We start from the raw sequence: 16,745 nt of genomic DNA, 5'->3' as shown, positions 1-16,745 counted from the left end.
CATATACAGTTTTTGATCGGAGCCCCTCCATGACCACATCCAGACCCGAACCCGCCATCGCGGTCACCGGGCTCACCAAATCCTTCGGTGATCAGCCCGTGCTGCGCGGCATCGACGTGACCGTGCCCGTCGGCACGGTGTTCGCCCTGCTCGGCCCGAACGGCGCGGGCAAGACCACCGTGGTGCGCATCCTCACCACGCTGAACCGGCCCGATGGGGGACAGGTGCGGGTGGGCGGCAACGATCCGGTGCGCGAGCCGGACGCGGTGCGCGCGGCCATCGGCGTCACCGGGCAGTTCGCAGCGGTGGACGAGATCCTCACCGGCGCCGAGAATCTGCGCCTCATGGGGCGGTTGCTACATCTGGGATCCAGCGAAACCCGCAGGCGCACAGCACGATTGCTGGAGCAGTTCGATCTCACCGATGCCGCGGGCAAGCGCGCGGGGTCCTATTCCGGCGGTATGCGCCGCCGCCTCGACATCGCCATGAGCCTGATGGGGCGGCCGCGCATCGTCTTCCTCGACGAGCCCACCACCGGCCTGGATCCGCGCAGCCGCCGCGAGCTGTGGCAGGTGATCCGGGGTCTGGTCGCCGACGGCGTGACCATCTTCCTGACCACCCAGTACCTGGGGGAGGCCGACCAATTGGCAGACCGCATAGCGGTTCTCGACGCCGGACGTATTGTCGCCGAGGGTACCGCCGCGGAGCTGAAACGGCTGGCGCCGGGCGGCCACCTGCGACTCGGCTTCGCCGACGAGCACGGCCTGGCGGCGGCGGCGCGGGCCCTGCCCGGGGCCGAACCGGATACCGAGCAGCTGGCGCTGCGGGTGCCCTCGGACGGCAGCGTCGGCGATATCCGCAAGCTGCTCGACCATCTCGACGACCATGCCGTGGCCGTCGGCGAATTGGCCATCCACACACCGGATCTCGACGATGTCTTCTTCGCGCTGACCAGCGCCACCGTGAAAGGTGCTGCGTGATGGACACTCTCGTGCACTCGGTCCAGGACTCCGCCACCATGGTCGGCCGCAATCTGCGCCACACCCTGCGCAGTCCGGACACCATGATCATGACCATCGCGGTGCCGGTGACCATCCTGCTGATGTTCGTCTACGTCTTCGGCGGCGCGATGAATGTCGGCGGCTCCTACATCGACTATGTGGTGCCCGGAATCCTGCTGCTGTGCGCGGGTTTCGGCTCGGGCGCCACAGCCGTGGCGGTGGCCACCGACCTGCACAGCGGCATCGTGGACCGGTTCCGAGCCATGGCGGTCTCCCGCAGCGCGGTCCTGACCGGACACGTGCTGGAGAGCGTGCTGCGCAATCTGCTCACCACCGGGGTGGTGGTGCTGGTGGCGGTGGCGCTCGGCTTCCGCCCGACCGCGGATCCGCTGCGCTGGCTCGCGGTGGCCGGCATGCTGGCGGGCTTCGTGCTGGCGCTGTCCTGGGCGGCCGCCGCCCTGGGCCTGCTGGCCTCCAATCCCGAAGCGGCCAACGGCTTCATGTTCATCTTCATGTTCCTGCCGTACGTCAGCAGCGCGTTCGTGCCGACCCACACGCTGCCGAGCTGGCTGCGCGGCTTCGCCCAGCACCAGCCGGTCACCTCGATCGCCGAGACGGTGCGCGGGCTGCTCATGGATACCCCGGTGGGGGACTCCGCGCCGACCGCACTGGCCTGGTGCGCGAGCATCGCCCTGATCGGCTATCTGGGCGCGGGCGCGTTGTTCCGTCGCCGGAAGACGCGCTGAGATATGTATACGCCGATATGCGCATCTTGGCATGAAAGTTCCGTATGTCCGCTTCCGGCCTGACGGAACGAAAAAGCAGGGCACCGAGGATCTCGGTGCCCTGCGCGTCTGCCGGGCACCAGGGATCGCGCTCCGCCTAGCGCCGGCGCAGCACCGCGACCAGCACTGCCACCAAAGTGAGCAGCATGATGGCCGAGCCGATCCAGATCTCGGTGCGGCTGTAGTCCGGAACCTGGTCCGGTACCGAGCCCGTGGCCAGCAGGATCGCCCCCAGGTGGCCGGCCGGGCCAGCTATCGTCACCATGATCGGCACATCCTTCCGAATCGCCGTGACCCGAATCGCCCTCGCTGTGAACGTCGCGTCCGGGGCACTCCCGCCATGGTCGATCCGATCGCGCCGCCGGGCAAGCACCGCCGCGTAAGGATTTCGTCCTGAATCGGATGAATGTTGGGATTCGCACACTCTCTACCAAGCAAACGCTTGGGTTTGATAACGTCGGTGGGGCAGGAGGACGGTGACGGGCATCTGTCGCAACGCAGCGACGTCCGTACGCTGAACCGGACCGCGCATGCGCGGCCGTCGGAGCTATCAATGGGGATGTGACCCGGGGGCAATTCAATTCGGCTCGACGTTGTGCGACGACGTGGGGCGTCGTTGCGTGCCGCCCGTCCCCGGCATGGCAACCGACAGGAATGGCTCATGACCGAAACCAAGGTAATTCCCGACCCGAACCACCCGCTGCTGCCCCTGGCGCGGGCCTACACCGACTACTTCACCCCGACGGTCACCGGGCTGGAGAATCTGCCCGCGTCCGGCCCGGCCCTGGTCATCGGCAACCACTCGTCCATCTACTGGGCCCCCGAGGTATGGATCACCTTCATGGCCATGCTGGAACGCCGCCCGGACGAGCCCAGCTACGGCGTCGCGCACGACATCCTTTTGCGCGCACCGATTCTCGGCGACAGCCTGCGCCAGTTCGGCGTCATCGCGGCCTCGCGCGAGTCGGCGGCCAAGGGGCTCAAGGACGGTGGCGCGGTGATGGTGTACCCCGGCGGCGACTGGGAGGCGTGCCGCCCGTGGACCGATCGCGGCAAGATCGACTTCGCCGAGCGCAAGGGCTTCGTGCGGCTCGCCCTCGAAATGGGTGTCCCGGTGATCCCCGCGGTCGCCAACGGCGGCCACGACTCCATCTTCGTGCTCAGCCGCGGCGAGCGCACCGCACGGCTGCTGCAGCTCGACAAGCTGGTGCGCGCCAAGGTGTTTCCGTACACCCTCGGCCTGCCGTTCGGTGTCGCGCCGATTTTGCCGCAGTTGCCGCTGCCCGCCTCGGTGACCGTCAGCTTCCTGCCCGCATTGGACTGGTCGGTTGAGCCGGGCGATCCCGAGGATGCCGACCTGGTCGACGAGTACTACACCCGGTCCGTCCGGACCATGCAGACCGAGCTGGACCGGCTGCGTGCCGAGACGCCGAACCCGGTGGCCGCCGGGATCAAGAAGCATGTGGCCGGACTGCCCGGACCGCTGAAGGGCCTGGCCGATCTGTTGTAGCCGGACCGCTCTGCTATAGGGGGACAGCGGATTTCGTCGTATGAGCCAGAGGCGGATGCCGGGTGCGAATCTCCACGTCGCACCCGGCATTCGCGTCCCGCGTCCGGGTGTGTCGGCGACGATGCTGAGCGGTAACGCTTTACCGTCGGCGATCGTGCGTATTACACTTTTCTCGGTTCAGGTCACGTTTCGCTCATTGGCTGAAGACTAACGGGATTGGGTCTGCGCACTTCTGGCGCAGCGCTGAAACGCATTGGCGTACATCATTTTCGACCACATGGATTGATCACAGAGCTCACAGCGACATCGCGTGGATTCGATTGCGCGCAGGGAGTAGTCGGAACATGGTCGGGGTAACAGGTATCGGGGAATTTCCGGGGGCACGAGGCGGCCGGTGGCCGAAGGCCGTTCGCGGCGAAGCAGGGGGCTGCTCCCACTGAGACCGCCCGGCCCCGCGTCCCGCGATCGAGATCCGATGCCAGAGAGGTGTGTCGACATGGCCGAGCCCGTGTGCGCCGAATGGACCGTTCCCCACGACATGACCGGGGTGCGCGACCGGGTGGACGCCGTCCTCGAGGGCTTCCTGTCCGAGAAGGCGCGGGTAGCGGACCGCGAGCGGCTACCGACCGACCTGGTGGATGCCCTGCACTCGTTCGTCTGTCGTGGCGGCAAACGGATTCGCCCGCTGCTGTGTGTGCTCGGCTGGTTCGCCGCCGGTGGCAGCGATCGGCTGCCCATGGCCGTCGTGCGGGTGGCCGCGGCGCTGGAGCTGCAGCACGCCGCGGTGCTCATCCACCGCGATGTCATCGAACGCCGGCTCACCCGGCGCGGCTTCCCCACCATGTCCTGCGCCATGGCGGCCCGCTTCGCGCACAAACCGGATCGGGAGCGCTTCGGCCGGCAGGCCGCGGTCCTGCTCGGCGATCTGGCCCTGGCCTGGTCGGACGAGCTGCTGTTCTCCGCGCATCTGAGCGCCCGTCAGCGCGCGGCCGCCAGCGCGATCATGTCGGCCATGCGCATGGAGGTCGTCTACGGGCAGTACCTGGATGTGCGCGCAGCCGGGGATCCGGTCGCCGATCTGGAACGCGCCCTGGAGATCGTGCGCTACAAGACAGTTGGCTACACCTGCGAACGGCCGCTGCAGCTGGGCGCCCGCCTTGCCGGGGCCGACGAGAATACCCAGACGGCACTGTCGGACTACGCTCGCGCGCTGGGGGAGGCCGTGCATCTGACCGAGGACCTGCACCGGGTCTTCGGCGACCGGGCCGGTACCGATTCCCGGCTCGAGGATCTGCGTGACGGCCGGCACACCGCGCTGGTCGCCTCCGCGCTGGGCCGGGCGGTGGGCGTCACCGCCGTGGAATTGCGTGCGCTACTGGGCAATCCGGGCCTGGACGTGCGCGGGGCCACGCTGTGCCGGGACATCATGACCGAGGTGGGCGCACGCGAGGAGATCGAGCAGATGGTCGCCCTGCGTCGCGAGCACGCGCTACACGCCGTCGACGCTATGCACGTACCCGCGCCGGCCCGGCAGGTATTGCGCGCACTCGCCGAACACCTCACCAATACCGACGGCTGAGAGTAGAATTCGATGACGTCAGCGTACCTGCAGCGCCCCGAATTTCGGGAGCCCGATCGGTCGCAGAATATCGCAGCTTCGTAATCGTCTGTCGCGCACGGATTCCCATTTCAGTACCTTGGGCCGAATGTACAGCCGTTTCAGCTACCCAATTTCTACTGTCATTTCCGCACGCCTGAATCCCCATCCGGACGACGCCGGTGGGCGCAGGACATGTGATTGATGGAACAGCAACAGGGACAACAGATCTGGGGCGGAGAGGAGCTGAACGGACACAGCCACCGGCTGCTGTGCGCCCAATACCATCCCGGCACCGATTCGGCGCGGACGCGGTCTCGTATGCAAGGAGGTCGAATTCGACGACGAGCTACACAATCTGGTGGTTGTTCTCGAGCGCGCGGCCGAACTTCAGGATCGGCAGGCGTCCTCGGTGAGTTGTCACGCCCACGCCGACCGTGTGAGCCGAATTCCCTTCGCGCACCGAAAGAAGCGTCTCCATGACCGTGACCGCTTTCGTTCCCCCCGTGCACCGCCCCGCCGAGATTCTGGCTCGCGCCCGCACCGTGCTCGAACCGGTGCTGCGCGAGGCGGTGCTGTCCCTGCCGGAACCCATCCAGCGTATGGCCGGATACCACTTCGGCTGGTGCGACGAGCACGGCGCTGCCGCCCACGGCGCGTCCGGCAAGATGCTCCGGCCCGCACTGGTCACCTCCGCCGCCCTCGCCTGCGACGGCGCCCCCGCCGAGGCCGCCGGCGCGGCCGCCGCGGTCGAGCTGATCCACAATTTCACCCTGCTCCACGACGACGTCATGGATCTCGACGCGGTGCGCCACGGCCGTCCCACCGTCTGGAAGGTCTGGGGCGTCCCGGACGCCGTGCTGCTCGGCGACGCCTTGCACGCGCTGGCGGTGAATGTCCTTGCGGCGGCGCTGCCCCCGGCCGCTGCCGTCGCCGCCATCGATCGGCTCGAGACCACGGTCACCGAGATGTGCCGCGGCCAGCACGAGGACTGCCATGCCGGGGCCGCCCAGGCCACCGCCGCCGGGTGGGAGCGGATGGCCATGGGCAAGACCGGCGCGCTGCTCGGCTGCGCGTGCGCGCTCGGCGCGCTGAGCGCGGGCGCGAATGCCGAAACCGTCACCGTTTTCGAGTATTTCGGGCGGAACCTCGGGGTGGCGTTCCAGGCGAGCGACGACATCCTCGGCATCTGGGGCGATCCCGCGCGCAGCGGCAAGCCCGCCGGGGATCTGGCTCGGCGCAAACGATCACTGCCGATCGTGCTGGCGCTGGAGTCCGGCACCGACGCCGGGCGGGCGCTGAACCGGTTCTTCGATACGACCACCCCGCCCTCGGCCGACGAGATCGGCAGCGCCGCAGCGCTCGTCGAGCAGGCGGGCGGTCGGCACGGCGCCGAACGACTGGCGCAGCAGCGCATGCGCGCGGCGGTGGCCGCACTGCCGGCCCGGCCCGGGTGCGGCGATCTCCGCACCCTCGCCCAGCTCGTCGACCATCGGAACAAGTGACGAAGGAGAGGTCGTGAACGAGAACACCTGTGCCAGTTCGGTACTGGAGCGGCTGCCGAAGCAGCGCCGGCGCACCGTGCTGCTGGCCGCCCCGCGCTCGTTCTGCGCGGGGGTGGAGCGCGCCATCGTGACGGTCGAGCGGCTGCTCGCCGCGCCGGGCCGCACCGCGCCCGTCTACGTGCGCAAGCAGATCGTGCACAACACCCACGTGGTCCGGGATCTGGCCGCGCGCGGCGCGATCTTCGTCGAGGAGCTCGACGAGGTGCCGGTGGGGTCCACCGTGGTGTTCTCCGCGCACGGCGTCTCGCCCGCCGTGCGCGAGCATGCCCGCGAACGCCTGCTGACCGTCGTCGACGCCACCTGCCCCCTGGTGAGCAAGGTGCATTCGGAGGCACAGCGTTTCGCGGCACGCGGCGACACCGTGGTGCTCATCGGTCACGCCGGGCACGAGGAGGTCGAGGGCACCGCGGGGGAGGCCCCGGAGTCCACGGTCATCGTGGACGGCCCGGCCGCGGTGGCCGCGCTGGTCGTGCCCGATCCCGACCGGGTGTCCTTCCTGACCCAGACCACGCTCTCGGTGGAGGAGACCCGCGACACCATTGCGGCACTGCGGCAACGCTTCCCACGATTACACGGCCCCGCGAGCGCGGACATCTGCTACGCCAGCACCAACCGGCAGGCCGCCGTCGAGGCGGTCGCCGCGCGCAGCGACCTGTTCCTGGTGGTCGGCTCCGCCAACTCGTCCAACTCACAACGCATGGTGGAAGTCGCACGGCGACAGGGGATCGCGGCGCATCTCATCGACGACGGCGGCGACATCGACGGCGCGTGGATCGAGCCCACCCGGGTGATCGGGCTCTCGGCCGGAGCCTCCGCGCCGCCCGCCCTGGTGGACGCGGTGATCGATGCGCTGCGCTGGTGGGGCCCGGTCAGCGTGCGCGAATACGAGATCGCTCGCGAGCACGTCGTCTTCGCCGCCCCCGCCGCGATGCGGAGGCGGCCATGACCACCACCCCCACCGGGGATGTCGACGCCACTCTGCGACAGATCGCGGAGGTGACCGCCGCGGGCTGCGACATCGTGCGAGTCGCGGTGCCCACCCCTGATGATGCGGTCGCCCTGCCCACCCTGGTCCGCAGGTCGCCGCTGCCGATCATCGCCGACATCCACTTCCAGCCGAGGTACGTGTTCGCGGCCATCGACGCCGGCTGCGCGGCCGTCCGGGTCAACCCCGGCAATACCAAGCAGTTCGACGACCGGGTCGGCGAGATCGCGAAAGCCGCTGCGGCGGCCGGTATTCCGATCCGGGTCGGGGTGAACGCGGGATCGCTGGACCCGCGCATGCTCAGCAAGCACGGGTCCGCCACCGCCGCCGCGCTGGTCGAACAGGTCAAGGCGGGCAACCACATTCTGCAATCGCTGGGAATGCGCCCCCGGCAGCTCGAGATCGTGTCCTGTCCGGGCTGCGGACGGGTCCAGGTCGACATCCACCGCCTCGCCCAGCGCGTGGAGGCCGCCTTCGACGGGTTCCCGTATCCGCTGCGCGTCGCCGTCATGGGCTGCGTGATGAACGGGCCCGGCGAGTCACGCGAGGCCGATCTGGGGGTCTCGTCGGGAAATGGCAAGGGGCAGATCTTCGTTCGCGGCCGCGTGGTGCGGACCGTGGCCGAACACCAGATCGTCGAGGCGCTGCTCGCCGAAGCAGTCGCCCTCACCGAGAACGCCGGATCGGAGGACACCCTGTGAGCACCCCCGCGATCGCCCTGTCCCCGCTGGACCGCACCGCCATCCAGGTGCGGGTGGAGGCCGCGCTCTACGAATTCCTCGGCGACAAGGCCGAATCCGCGGCCACCGCCGGACTGCCCCCCGACGTGGTCGACGCGGTGCGCGCATTCCTGTTCGCGGGCGGCAAACGGATCCGGCCGCTGTTCTGCGTGCTCGGCTGGTACGCCGGCGGCGGCGGTGAGCTGCCCGACTCCGTGGTCCGGGTGGCCGCCGCGGTCGAGCTGTTCCACGCCGCCGTACTCATCCACGACGACATCATCGACGACAGCGCCACCCGCCGCGACCGGCCCACCGTGCACCGGGCCGTGGCCGAGGGCGCCCGCGGCGACCGCCCGGCCGCCGCCCGCTTCGGCACTCACGCCGCCCTGCTCATCGGCGACTTCGGGCTGGTGTGGTCGCAGGAACTGCTGCACACCGCGGGCCTCTCGGCGGCCCAGACCGCCGCTGCGGCACCGATTCTCGACGCCATGCGCACCGAGGTGAACTACGGCCAGTATCTCGACCTGCTCACCACCGGCCGCCCCACCCGTGACCTGGACCGGGCGCTCGAGATCATCCGGTACAAGACGGCGGCCTACACCGTGGAACGGCCACTGCAACTGGGCGCGGCGCTGGCCGGGGCCGGACCCGACGTGGCGCGGGCGCTCTCGTCCTACGGGCGGCCGCTAGGCGAGGCGTTCCAGCTCCAGGACGACCTGCTCGGGGTCTACGGCGACCCGGCGCAGACCGGCAAATCCAACATCGACGACCTCCGCGAAGGCAAGCACACCGCCCTGCTCGCACTCGCCCTGCGACACGCGTGCCCCGAGCAGCGCGCCCAGCTCGACGCCCTGGTCGGCAATGCCGGACTGGACCTGCGCGGGGCCGAACTCTGTCGCGAGATCCTCAGCGCCACAGCGCGTCCCACGGTGGAACGGATGATCCGTGAGCGCTGGCTGCTCGTGCAGCGGACCCTCGCCCACGCCCCGTTCCCGCCCGCCGCGGTGTCCGGGCTGCGCAGCATCGCCGACGCCGTCATCGCGCGCACCTCCTAGCCGCGCTCCCGATCACACCCCGGTTCCCGCCCGGCGCTGCGACCCCGATCGCGCCCGCCGGTGTGGTTAACTCGCGGCAAGCGCCGGGCGGGCGACTGCCCGGACCCCGACCCGGGCGTCCGGAACGCATCCGCCCTCCCCGGCGTTGCCTCAGGGAGCCGAGAGGGTGGAAAGCATGGTGCGCCTTGTGCATTCGGTAGTCCCCGCGATCGGGGCGGTGGGGGCGCTGGCGGTCGCCCTCGTGGTGCCGCCCCTGCTGTCGTCGGCGGTACCGGTCCGCGAGACCGAGGTGGCGGCGGGGACCAGTATCAAGATCATCGCGACCGGGATCGGCGCCGTGCACGGCGCCGCGAATCCCGCCAACGCCATGGTCTTCCTGACGCCCGAGCAGATGCGGCGGCGGGCCACCGGCGACGAATCCATCGCCGTCCTGAACTCCGACAGCGGCGACCAGCGGGTGTCGGTGTCGGTGGTCGACGGCATCACCGACTTCGCCACCGCCGCCCCGCGCATGCTGCTGCCGCTGCGCGCGTCCGGGGTCACCGTGCGCTTCGACGGGGGAGCGGTGGACGCCGGCGACTTCCACGGGCTCACGTGCGTGCTGCCCGACACCACCGGTGGAGTGTGCGCGGTGGCCAGCAGCGGGGACGTGGGCGTGACCGTCACGGCCACCGGAACCACCCGCGAAGCCGGACTCCGGCTGATCGCGGACGTGCTGAATTCGAGCAAGGCGATCGAGGCATGAGCGGTCAAGCCCGGAGGCGGAAGCGCAGCGTAACCATGGAGGGCTCCGCTCAGGCCGGAAGGGATGCAGCATGAGCTGGTTCCAGCCGCGCTCGCTGCTGTTCTGGGTGTACTGCCTGGCGGTGATGGCCGGGCCGCTGCTGTTCGTGCTGCAGGCCGCCGGGCAGGTGTGGTTCGCGGGCGCGGCTGCCCTCGCCGCCCTGCCGATCACCGCCCTCACCCTGGTGGTCATCGGGCGAATCCTGTTCGCGCTGGACCCCTTCCGGGCCCGCCGCCACCTGGTCGCCCCCATGGTGATGGGCGCGATCTGGGGCGCCACGGTGTGGACCGGGCTGGCCATGTGGGCCAACGACCACGTGAGTCGCGCCATCACCAACCTGTTCGGCGACCGCTTCGCCGTCAATTGGAGTGCCGCCATCACCGCGCCCATCGACGAGGAGTACATCAAGGCCATCGGCATCGCCGTGGTCGCGCTGCTGTTCCGGGGCCGGCTGACCCGGCCCATGCACGGCCTGCTGCTCGGCGCGGCGGTCGGGCTGGGCGCGCAGATCGCCGAGGACTGCCTCTACAGCACCCAGACCGCACTGTCCTCCCCGCAGGATCCGGTGGTGGACGTGATCCTGGTGGCGGTGCTGCGACTTTTCACCGCACTGACCTCGCACTGGGCCATGTCGGCGCTGGCCGGTGTCGGCATCGTGCTGCTGATCAGCCGCACCGACCGGTCATGGGTCTGGCGGCTGGGCGTTTTCGCGCTGTTCTACGGGCTGGCCGTCACCATGCACATCCTCTTCGACGCCCCGCGCCCGCCCGGTCCGGCGCTGCTGTCGACCTACCTGCCCATCCTCATCGACCTGGTCATCTTCGCCGTCGCCTACGCCTGGGTGCTGACCACCGAGCGGCGCTGGTTCCGGGCTCTCATCGCCGGCCCGGCCACCCGCACCGTCGGCACCGAGGCCGGGCTGGCGCCCCTGCTCACCTATCACCGCCGCCGCAAAGCCCGTGCCGCGCTGCGTCATTCGACCGGATGGTCGCGCAAGCAGGCCCTGGTCTACGAGCGCGGGCTGCTGGACCGGGTCACGGATCTGGATTCGGTTGCGCCACAGCAAACTCCGCTGTTCCGGGGATACGGGCCCGGGCCGGGCGGCATCCCCGGTGGCGCGGGGGCGCAGTCCGGCTGGTAGCGCAGTTTCTGCGTGCCGGTGACCAGTGCATAGTCAACTGGACGCTAGCGTGAGTCAGTATGAGTGAGGGTCGGACGCCGCCCGTCGAGCCCGGGCGCGAGCGGGCGAGGGAGCTGTTGGAGCGCAGACAGCAAGCGCTGTGCAACTATCTCGACGCGAGCGCTGATATCGCCACCACCCGCATTCGCGCCAATCTGACCGGCTGGCAACGCTGGCTGCAGCAGCTGCCCGGCTCCCCGGTCTCCCGCGCCACCGCCCGCCGCGACGCCCTGGTCCGCGAGCTGGCCGTGCACGGCGTCGGCGCCGACGACCACCGCTGGGGCGTGCTGTCGGGCGCCTTCGTGCGCAGCCTCGGCGCGCCCTTCTGCCTCGAGGACACCCTCGCCGACCTGACCCTGCGCTACGGCGACGACACCCCGCACTGGGCCCGCCGCCTGCCCGCCCTGGCCCACGCCACCGAGGAGGCCCGGCCCATGGCCGGGGTCGGCGACCGCGCGGTGGTCGCCGACCTCACCGAGGAGGTGCTGGCCCTGGCGCGCACCGCTCCCGACGAGGCCGCGCGGCAACGGCTGTCCGACCACCTGCCCGGCGTGCTGAGACCGGTGCCCTTCGACATCGAATCCCTGCGCCGCGCCGACCCGCTGGTCGAGGTGGTGTTCGACATCTACGCCGACACCATCAAGCTCGACAACATCACGGTGAATCCGGAACTGCGCGGCACCGGCCTGGGCACCGCGGTCCTGCAGCACCTGTGCCGCGCCGCCGACGCCCACCACCTCTACATCGTCGGCCAGCTGGTGCCGACCTTCCGCGACGACGATTCCGCGGTCCCCATCCTCGCCGCCTGGTGCCGCCGCCACGGCTTCACGGTCAACGAACGGCTGGGCGGCCGCATCGCGCGCTCACCGATGAGCGTCCCCGACCCCGCCACCCCGATGGCGAACCCGGACAAGCGGTAGCAACCCCGGAAAACAGCGGCGCCGCATGCCGATCGACGGCATGCGGCGCTCGCGAACCGTGACTCAGGCGGGAATGCCCATACCCGAGGCCAGCAGCGGCCACGAGTCGTGCAGGGCGGTCTCCCAGTACGGCCAGTAGTGGGTGCCCACCGGGTCGAACTGGTAGGTCGCCGGGATGTTGATCGAGTCCAGCTTGTCCTTGAGGTTGTGGGTGCAGGCGTTGACGCCGCCCTCGATGATCATGCCCAGCGCCAGGTTGATGTCACCCTGCGGGCCGGGAGCGGACTTGGTGTAGTACTCGACGTCCTTCATCAGCGGAATGCCGCTGCCGCTCGAGATGTAGAGCTGGGTGCCGCGCAGCTTCTCGGCATTGATGACCGGGTCGTTGGCGGTCCACAGCGGGCTGTTGTCGGGACCGTACATGTTCTCGGTCTTGCCGCCCGCCCAGGTCTCCACGGCGAACTTGAGGAACTGCTTGCCCATCGGGTCGGCGATCTGCGCGCACCCGCTGTAGGCGGCCACCGACTTCCACAGACCCGGCTGGGCCTCGGCCAGCTGCAGCACCGAGGTGCCGGAGGTGGACAGGCCGGCCAGGGCATTGAGGCCGGTGGACCCGAGCGCGGCATCGAGCAGCGGCGGCAGTTCCTGGGTGAAGAACGTCGTCCACTTGTTGCGCCCGAGCTGCGGGTCGTCCTTGATCCAGTCGGTGTAGTAGCTGCCGCGGCCGCCGATCGGCTGGATCACATTGACCTGCTTGTCGGCCAGGAAGCCGAGGGCATTGGTCTGGGCGTTCCAGCTGGCGGTGCCCAGGCCGCCGTCGAGGCCGTTGAGCATGTACAGGTTCGGCGCGGCCTGCGACTCGTCGGCCGGACGCTGCACGTCCACGGGGATGTCCTGGCCCATGGCCGCGGAGTAGACCTTCAGATGCCAGGTCCGTCCATCCTTCTGGATGGAGCTGATGGCCGAAGGCTTGTCCGGGTCGGCCGAGCCGGTGCCGGTGGCCAGGGCCACGGACAACGCGGCGGTGAGCGCGACGGCGGCGGTCCGCAGGGCGGTCCTATTACGTAGTGCAGAGAGCTTCATCGAACAGCTGATTCCAGTCCTCGGGCCACGCTCGGCCTCATCGTCGATCCGTGCCGGGGCCCCGGCCGATCCGGTTCCCCCGACACGCTATGTCTTGTGTCAAGGCAAAACTGTTACCTGACAAAACGTTTGCAGGGTAGCCCCAAATCGCCGGGTACGCCGTCGCGACAGTATTCGCCCAGCGTGCGACCATCGAGAGGTGACCGGTAAACCCGACGAGGAACAGCGTTTGCGCGATCTGGCGCGGCTGCGGCGCGTGCGGGACCGCATCGACCGCGAGTACGCGCAGCCGCTGGATGTCGAGGCCCTCGCCCGCGACGCGCACATCTCCGCCGGGCATCTGAGCCGGCAGTTCCGGGCCGCCTACGGCGAATCGGTGTACGCCTACCTGATGACGCGGCGCATCGAACGGGCCATGGCGTTGCTGCGGCGCGGGGACCTGAGCGTCACCGAGATCTGCTTCGCGGTCGGCTGCTCCTCGCTGGGCACCTTCAGCACCCGCTTCACCGAGCTGGTCGGGGTGCCGCCCAGCGTGTACAAACAGCAGATGGCCGATGCCCCCGAGGGCATGCCCTCCTGTGTCGAGAAGCAGGTGACCCGACCGATCAGGAATCGAGAAGCCCAGGCAAGCGCTCCGCAACTAGCCTGATCGCCATGGATATCACCATTTCAGCGAGCTTCCTCCCGCACAATGACGCCGATGCCGCACTGGCCTTCTACCGCGACGCGCTCGGCTTCGAACTCCGCAAGGACGTCGGCTACAACGGGCTGCGCTGGCTCACGGTCGGCCCGGCCGATCAGCCCGGGACATCCATCGTGCTGCACCCGCCGGCCGTGGATCCGGGCATCACCGAGGACGAGCGCAAGCTCATCGTGGAGATGATGGCCAAGGGCACCTACGGCGGCATCCTGCTGGCCTCCGCGGACGTCGATGCCGCCTTCGAGAAGCTGCAGGCCAGCGACGCGGTCGAGATCGTCCAGGAGCCGACCGATCAGCCCTACGGCGTGCGTGACTTCGCCGTGCGCGACCCCGCGGGCAATCTGGTTCGTATCCAGCAGGCTTCCTGACCCGTTCTTCCGCCCCACCGGTACGCCCGCACAGATGGAGACACGCATGGCCCCGAGCAAGTCCCCGCAGCCCGCCCTGCCCGCCGCCGACGCCCACGACCTGATCCGGGTGGTCGGCGCGCGGGTGAACAACCTCAAGGACGTCTCCGTCGATCTGCCCAAGCGCCGGCTCACGGTGTTCACGGGCGTATCCGGTTCGGGCAAGAGCTCGCTGGTCTTCGACACCATCGCCGCCGAATCCCAGCGGCTGATCAACGAGACCTACAGCGCCTTCGTGCAGGGGTTCATGCCGACGCTGGCCCGTCCCGAGGTGGACGTGCTCGAGGGCCTGACCACCGCCATCAGCGTGGATCAGCAACGCATGGGCGGGGATCCGCGCTCCACCGTCGGCACCGCCACCGACGCCAATGCCGTGCTGCGCATTCTGTTCAGCCGCCTCGGGCAGCCGCATATCGGCTCGCCACAGGCCTTCTCGTTCAATGTCGCCTCCATCAGCGGTGCGGGCGCGGTGACGGTGGAGAAGGGCGGCAAGCAGGTCAAGGAGCGGCGCAGCTTCTCGGTGACCGGCGGCATGTGCCCGCGCTGTGAGGGGCGCGGCGCGGTCAACGACATCGATCTGACCCAGCTCTACGACGACAGCAAGTCGCTCAACGAAGGCCCGTTCACCATTCCCGGCTACAGCATGGACGGCTGGTACGGGCGGATCTTCATCGGCAGCGGCTACTTCGACCCGGACAAGCCGATCAAGAAGTACAACAAGCGCGAGCTCGCCGACCTGCTCTACCGGGAACCGACCAAGATCAAGGTCGAGGGCATCAACCTGACCTACGAGGGCCTGATCCCCAAGATCCGAAAGTCCATGCTGTCCAAGGACATCGACTCGCTGCAGCCGCACGTGCGCGCGTTCGTCGAGCGTGCGGTCACCTTCCAGATCTGCCCCGACTGCGACGGCACCCGGCTCAGCGAGCCGGCCCGGTCCTCGAAGATCCGCGAGATCAGCATCGCCGACGCCTGCGCCATGCAGATCAGCGATCTGGCCGACTGGGTGCGCGAGCTGAACGAGCCGTCGGTCGCGCCGCTGCTGGAATCGCTGCAGCAGGTGCTGGACTCGTTCGTCGAGATCGGGCTGGGCTATCTGAGCCTGGACCGTGCCTCGGGCACGCTGTCGGGCGGTGAGGCGCAGCGCGTCAAGATGATTCGGCATCTGGGTTCGGCGCTCACCGATGTCACCTATGTCTTCGACGAGCCGACCGTCGGCCTGCACCCGCACGACATCCAGCGCATGAACGATCTGCTGCTGCGGTTGCGGGACAAGGGCAATACCGTGCTGGTGGTCGAGCACAAGCCCGAGACCATCACCATCGCCGACCACATCGTGGACATCGGCCCCGGCGCGGGTTCCGGCGGTGGCGAGATCTGCTTCGAGGGCACCGTCGACGGGCTGCGCAGCAGCGGCACCATCACCGGACGCCATTTCGACGACCGGGCCGCGCTCAAGGATGTGGTCCGGAAGTCCAAGGCGGCGTTGGAGATCCGCGGCGCGACGGCCAACAACCTGCAGAAGGTGGATGTCGACATCCCGCTGGGCGTGCTGGTGGTCATCACCGGTGTCGCGGGCTCGGGCAAGAGCTCGCTGGTGCACGGGTCGATTCCGGCCGGTGAGGGCGTGGTGTCCATCGACCAGGGCGCGATCAAGGGTTCGCGGCGCAGCAATCCGGCCACCTACACCGGCCTGCTCGAGCCCATCCGCAAGGCGTTCGCCAAGGCCAATGGCGTGAAACCCGCGCTGTTCAGCGCGAATTCGGAGGGTGCGTGCCCGACCTGCAACGGCGCGGGCGTGATCTACACGGACCTGGCCATGATGGCCGGCGTGGCCACCGTGTGTGAGGAGTGCGAGGGCAAGCGTTTTCAGGCGGCGGTGCTCGAATACCAGCTCGGCGGGCGCGATATCAGCGAGGTGCTGGCCATGCCGATCAGCGAGGCCCTCGGGTTCTTCGCGGACGGGGAGGCGAAAATCCCTGCCGCGCACAAGATCCTGCAGCACCTCGACGATGTCGGCCTCGGCTACCTGAGCCTGGGGCAGCCGCTGACCACGCTGTCCGGCGGCGAGCGGCAGCGGCTGAAGCTGGCCACCCACATGGGGGACAAGGGCGGCGTGTACGTGCTCGACGAGCCCACCACCGGTCTGCACCTGGCCGATGTGGAGCATCTCCTCGGATTGCTGGACCGACTGGTGGATTCCGGCAAATCGGTCATCGTCATCGAGCATCACCAGGCCGTCATGGCGCACGCCGACTGGATCGTCGATCTGGGACCGGGTGCGGGTCACGACGGCGGCCGGATCGTGTTCGAGGGCACCCCCGCCGATCTGGTGGCCGCGCGCTCGACGCTGACCGGTCAGCACCTCGCCGCGTACGTGGGTGCCTGAGAACTACCCGAACCCCGCCGGGAATATCGGCGGCCGTCGGCGGTTGATCTCGGCTGTCGACGGAA

General features: G+C 69.2%; 17 protein-coding genes. 14 read left to right on the top strand and 3 right to left on the bottom strand.

The features are described from left to right. Nucleotides 1–29: 29 nt before the first annotated feature. Nucleotides 30–980, top strand: coding sequence for an ATP-binding cassette domain-containing protein (locus ACFXIV_RS28280; protein WP_379399227.1), 951 nt, complete (start codon nucleotides 30–32; stop codon nucleotides 978–980). Continuing rightward, the gene (locus ACFXIV_RS28275) at nucleotides 980–1,747 is read left to right on the top strand and encodes an ABC transporter permease (RefSeq protein ID WP_379399226.1); all 768 of its coding nucleotides are present in this window, start codon (nucleotides 980–982) and stop codon (nucleotides 1,745–1,747) included. Before ACFXIV_RS28280 ends, ACFXIV_RS28275 begins: the two co-directional genes overlap by 1 nt. Before the next feature lie 136 nt (nucleotides 1,748–1,883). On the opposite strand, the gene ACFXIV_RS28270 is transcribed toward ACFXIV_RS28275, so the two are convergent. Further along, nucleotides 1,884–2,051: a hypothetical protein gene (locus ACFXIV_RS28270; RefSeq protein WP_379399225.1), complete on the bottom strand. Its 168-nt coding sequence runs from the start codon at nucleotides 2,049–2,051 to the stop codon at nucleotides 1,884–1,886. Between the two features lie 396 nt (nucleotides 2,052–2,447). On the opposite strand from ACFXIV_RS28270, the gene ACFXIV_RS28265 reads away from it, so the two are divergent. Next, nucleotides 2,448–3,296 carry a lysophospholipid acyltransferase family protein gene (locus ACFXIV_RS28265; RefSeq protein ID WP_364624214.1) on the top strand — a complete coding sequence of 283 codons (849 nt, stop codon included), beginning with the start codon at nucleotides 2,448–2,450 and terminating at the stop codon, nucleotides 3,294–3,296. Nucleotides 3,297–3,792: 496 nt separating this feature from the next. Further along, nucleotides 3,793–4,875, top strand: a complete 1,083-nt coding sequence (locus ACFXIV_RS28260; RefSeq protein ID WP_379399224.1) for a polyprenyl synthetase family protein — start codon at nucleotides 3,793–3,795, stop codon at nucleotides 4,873–4,875. 367 nt (nucleotides 4,876–5,242) lie between these two features. Here ACFXIV_RS28260 and ACFXIV_RS28255 read toward each other — a convergent pair whose 3' ends face one another. Continuing rightward, a complete protein-coding gene (locus ACFXIV_RS28255) occupies nucleotides 5,243–5,374 on the bottom strand; it encodes a hypothetical protein (RefSeq protein WP_379399223.1) in 132 nt (43 codons plus the stop codon). Here ACFXIV_RS28255 and ACFXIV_RS28250 point away from each other — a divergent pair. The 7 genes from ACFXIV_RS28250 to ACFXIV_RS28220 all read left to right on the top strand — a co-directional run bounded on the left by ACFXIV_RS28250 (nucleotide 5,373) and on the right by ACFXIV_RS28220 (nucleotide 12,101). Then, complete coding sequence (locus ACFXIV_RS28250; protein ID WP_379399222.1) at nucleotides 5,373–6,398, top strand: polyprenyl synthetase family protein; 1,026 nt, start codon at nucleotides 5,373–5,375, stop codon at nucleotides 6,396–6,398. The genes ACFXIV_RS28255 and ACFXIV_RS28250 overlap by 2 nt on opposite strands. Before the next feature lie 13 nt (nucleotides 6,399–6,411). Beyond that, the gene (gene ispH, locus ACFXIV_RS28245; RefSeq protein WP_379399221.1) at nucleotides 6,412–7,404 is read left to right on the top strand and encodes a 4-hydroxy-3-methylbut-2-enyl diphosphate reductase; all 993 of its coding nucleotides are present in this window, start codon (nucleotides 6,412–6,414) and stop codon (nucleotides 7,402–7,404) included. Beyond that, nucleotides 7,401–8,144 (top strand): flavodoxin-dependent (E)-4-hydroxy-3-methylbut-2-enyl-diphosphate synthase, encoded by a 744-nt coding sequence (locus tag ACFXIV_RS28240; protein WP_379399220.1) that lies wholly within the window; start codon nucleotides 7,401–7,403, stop codon nucleotides 8,142–8,144. The genes ispH and ACFXIV_RS28240 overlap by 4 nt, the downstream gene beginning before the upstream one ends. Then, a complete protein-coding gene (locus ACFXIV_RS28235) occupies nucleotides 8,141–9,217 on the top strand; it encodes a polyprenyl synthetase family protein (protein ID WP_379399219.1) in 1,077 nt (358 codons plus the stop codon). The genes ACFXIV_RS28240 and ACFXIV_RS28235 overlap by 4 nt, the downstream gene beginning before the upstream one ends. A gap of 175 nt (nucleotides 9,218–9,392) precedes the next feature. Next, entirely contained in the window at nucleotides 9,393–9,962 is a 570-nt protein-coding gene (locus ACFXIV_RS28230) for a hypothetical protein (protein ID WP_379399218.1), read from the top strand. Nucleotides 9,963–10,032: 70 nt separating this feature from the next. Next, a complete protein-coding gene (locus ACFXIV_RS28225) occupies nucleotides 10,033–11,142 on the top strand; it encodes a PrsW family intramembrane metalloprotease (RefSeq protein ID WP_379399217.1) in 1,110 nt (369 codons plus the stop codon). Between the two features lie 59 nt (nucleotides 11,143–11,201). After that, nucleotides 11,202–12,101, top strand: a complete 900-nt coding sequence (locus tag ACFXIV_RS28220; RefSeq protein ID WP_379399216.1) for a GNAT family N-acetyltransferase — start codon at nucleotides 11,202–11,204, stop codon at nucleotides 12,099–12,101. A 63-nt stretch (nucleotides 12,102–12,164) separates the two neighbouring features. On the opposite strand, the gene ACFXIV_RS28215 is transcribed toward ACFXIV_RS28220, so the two are convergent. After that, nucleotides 12,165–13,184 (bottom strand): alpha/beta hydrolase family protein, encoded by a 1,020-nt coding sequence (locus ACFXIV_RS28215; RefSeq protein ID WP_354844785.1) that lies wholly within the window; start codon nucleotides 13,182–13,184, stop codon nucleotides 12,165–12,167. Between the two features lie 199 nt (nucleotides 13,185–13,383). Here ACFXIV_RS28215 and ACFXIV_RS28210 point away from each other — a divergent pair, with 199 nt between their 5' ends. The 3 genes from ACFXIV_RS28210 to ACFXIV_RS28200 are packed head-to-tail and all read left to right on the top strand — an operon-like array spanning nucleotide 13,384 to nucleotide 16,680. Beyond that, on the top strand, nucleotides 13,384–13,833 hold the full coding sequence (locus ACFXIV_RS28210) for a helix-turn-helix transcriptional regulator (RefSeq protein ID WP_357000421.1): 450 nt from the start codon (nucleotides 13,384–13,386) through the stop codon (nucleotides 13,831–13,833). 5 nt (nucleotides 13,834–13,838) lie between these two features. Then, nucleotides 13,839–14,252, top strand: a complete 414-nt coding sequence (locus tag ACFXIV_RS28205) for a VOC family protein (protein WP_379389021.1) — start codon at nucleotides 13,839–13,841, stop codon at nucleotides 14,250–14,252. A 46-nt stretch (nucleotides 14,253–14,298) separates the two neighbouring features. Beyond that, on the top strand, nucleotides 14,299–16,680 hold the full coding sequence (locus tag ACFXIV_RS28200) for an ATP-binding cassette domain-containing protein (RefSeq protein WP_379399215.1): 2,382 nt from the start codon (nucleotides 14,299–14,301) through the stop codon (nucleotides 16,678–16,680). Nucleotides 16,681–16,745 lie beyond the last annotated feature (65 nt).

It is taken from the genome of Nocardia sp. NPDC059236 (assembly GCF_042754085.1).
Taxonomy (GTDB): Bacteria; Actinomycetota; Actinomycetes; order Mycobacteriales; family Mycobacteriaceae; genus Nocardia.
Note: the sequence above shows the minus strand (reverse complement) of the source record. Positions and strands in the feature narration are given on the sequence as shown.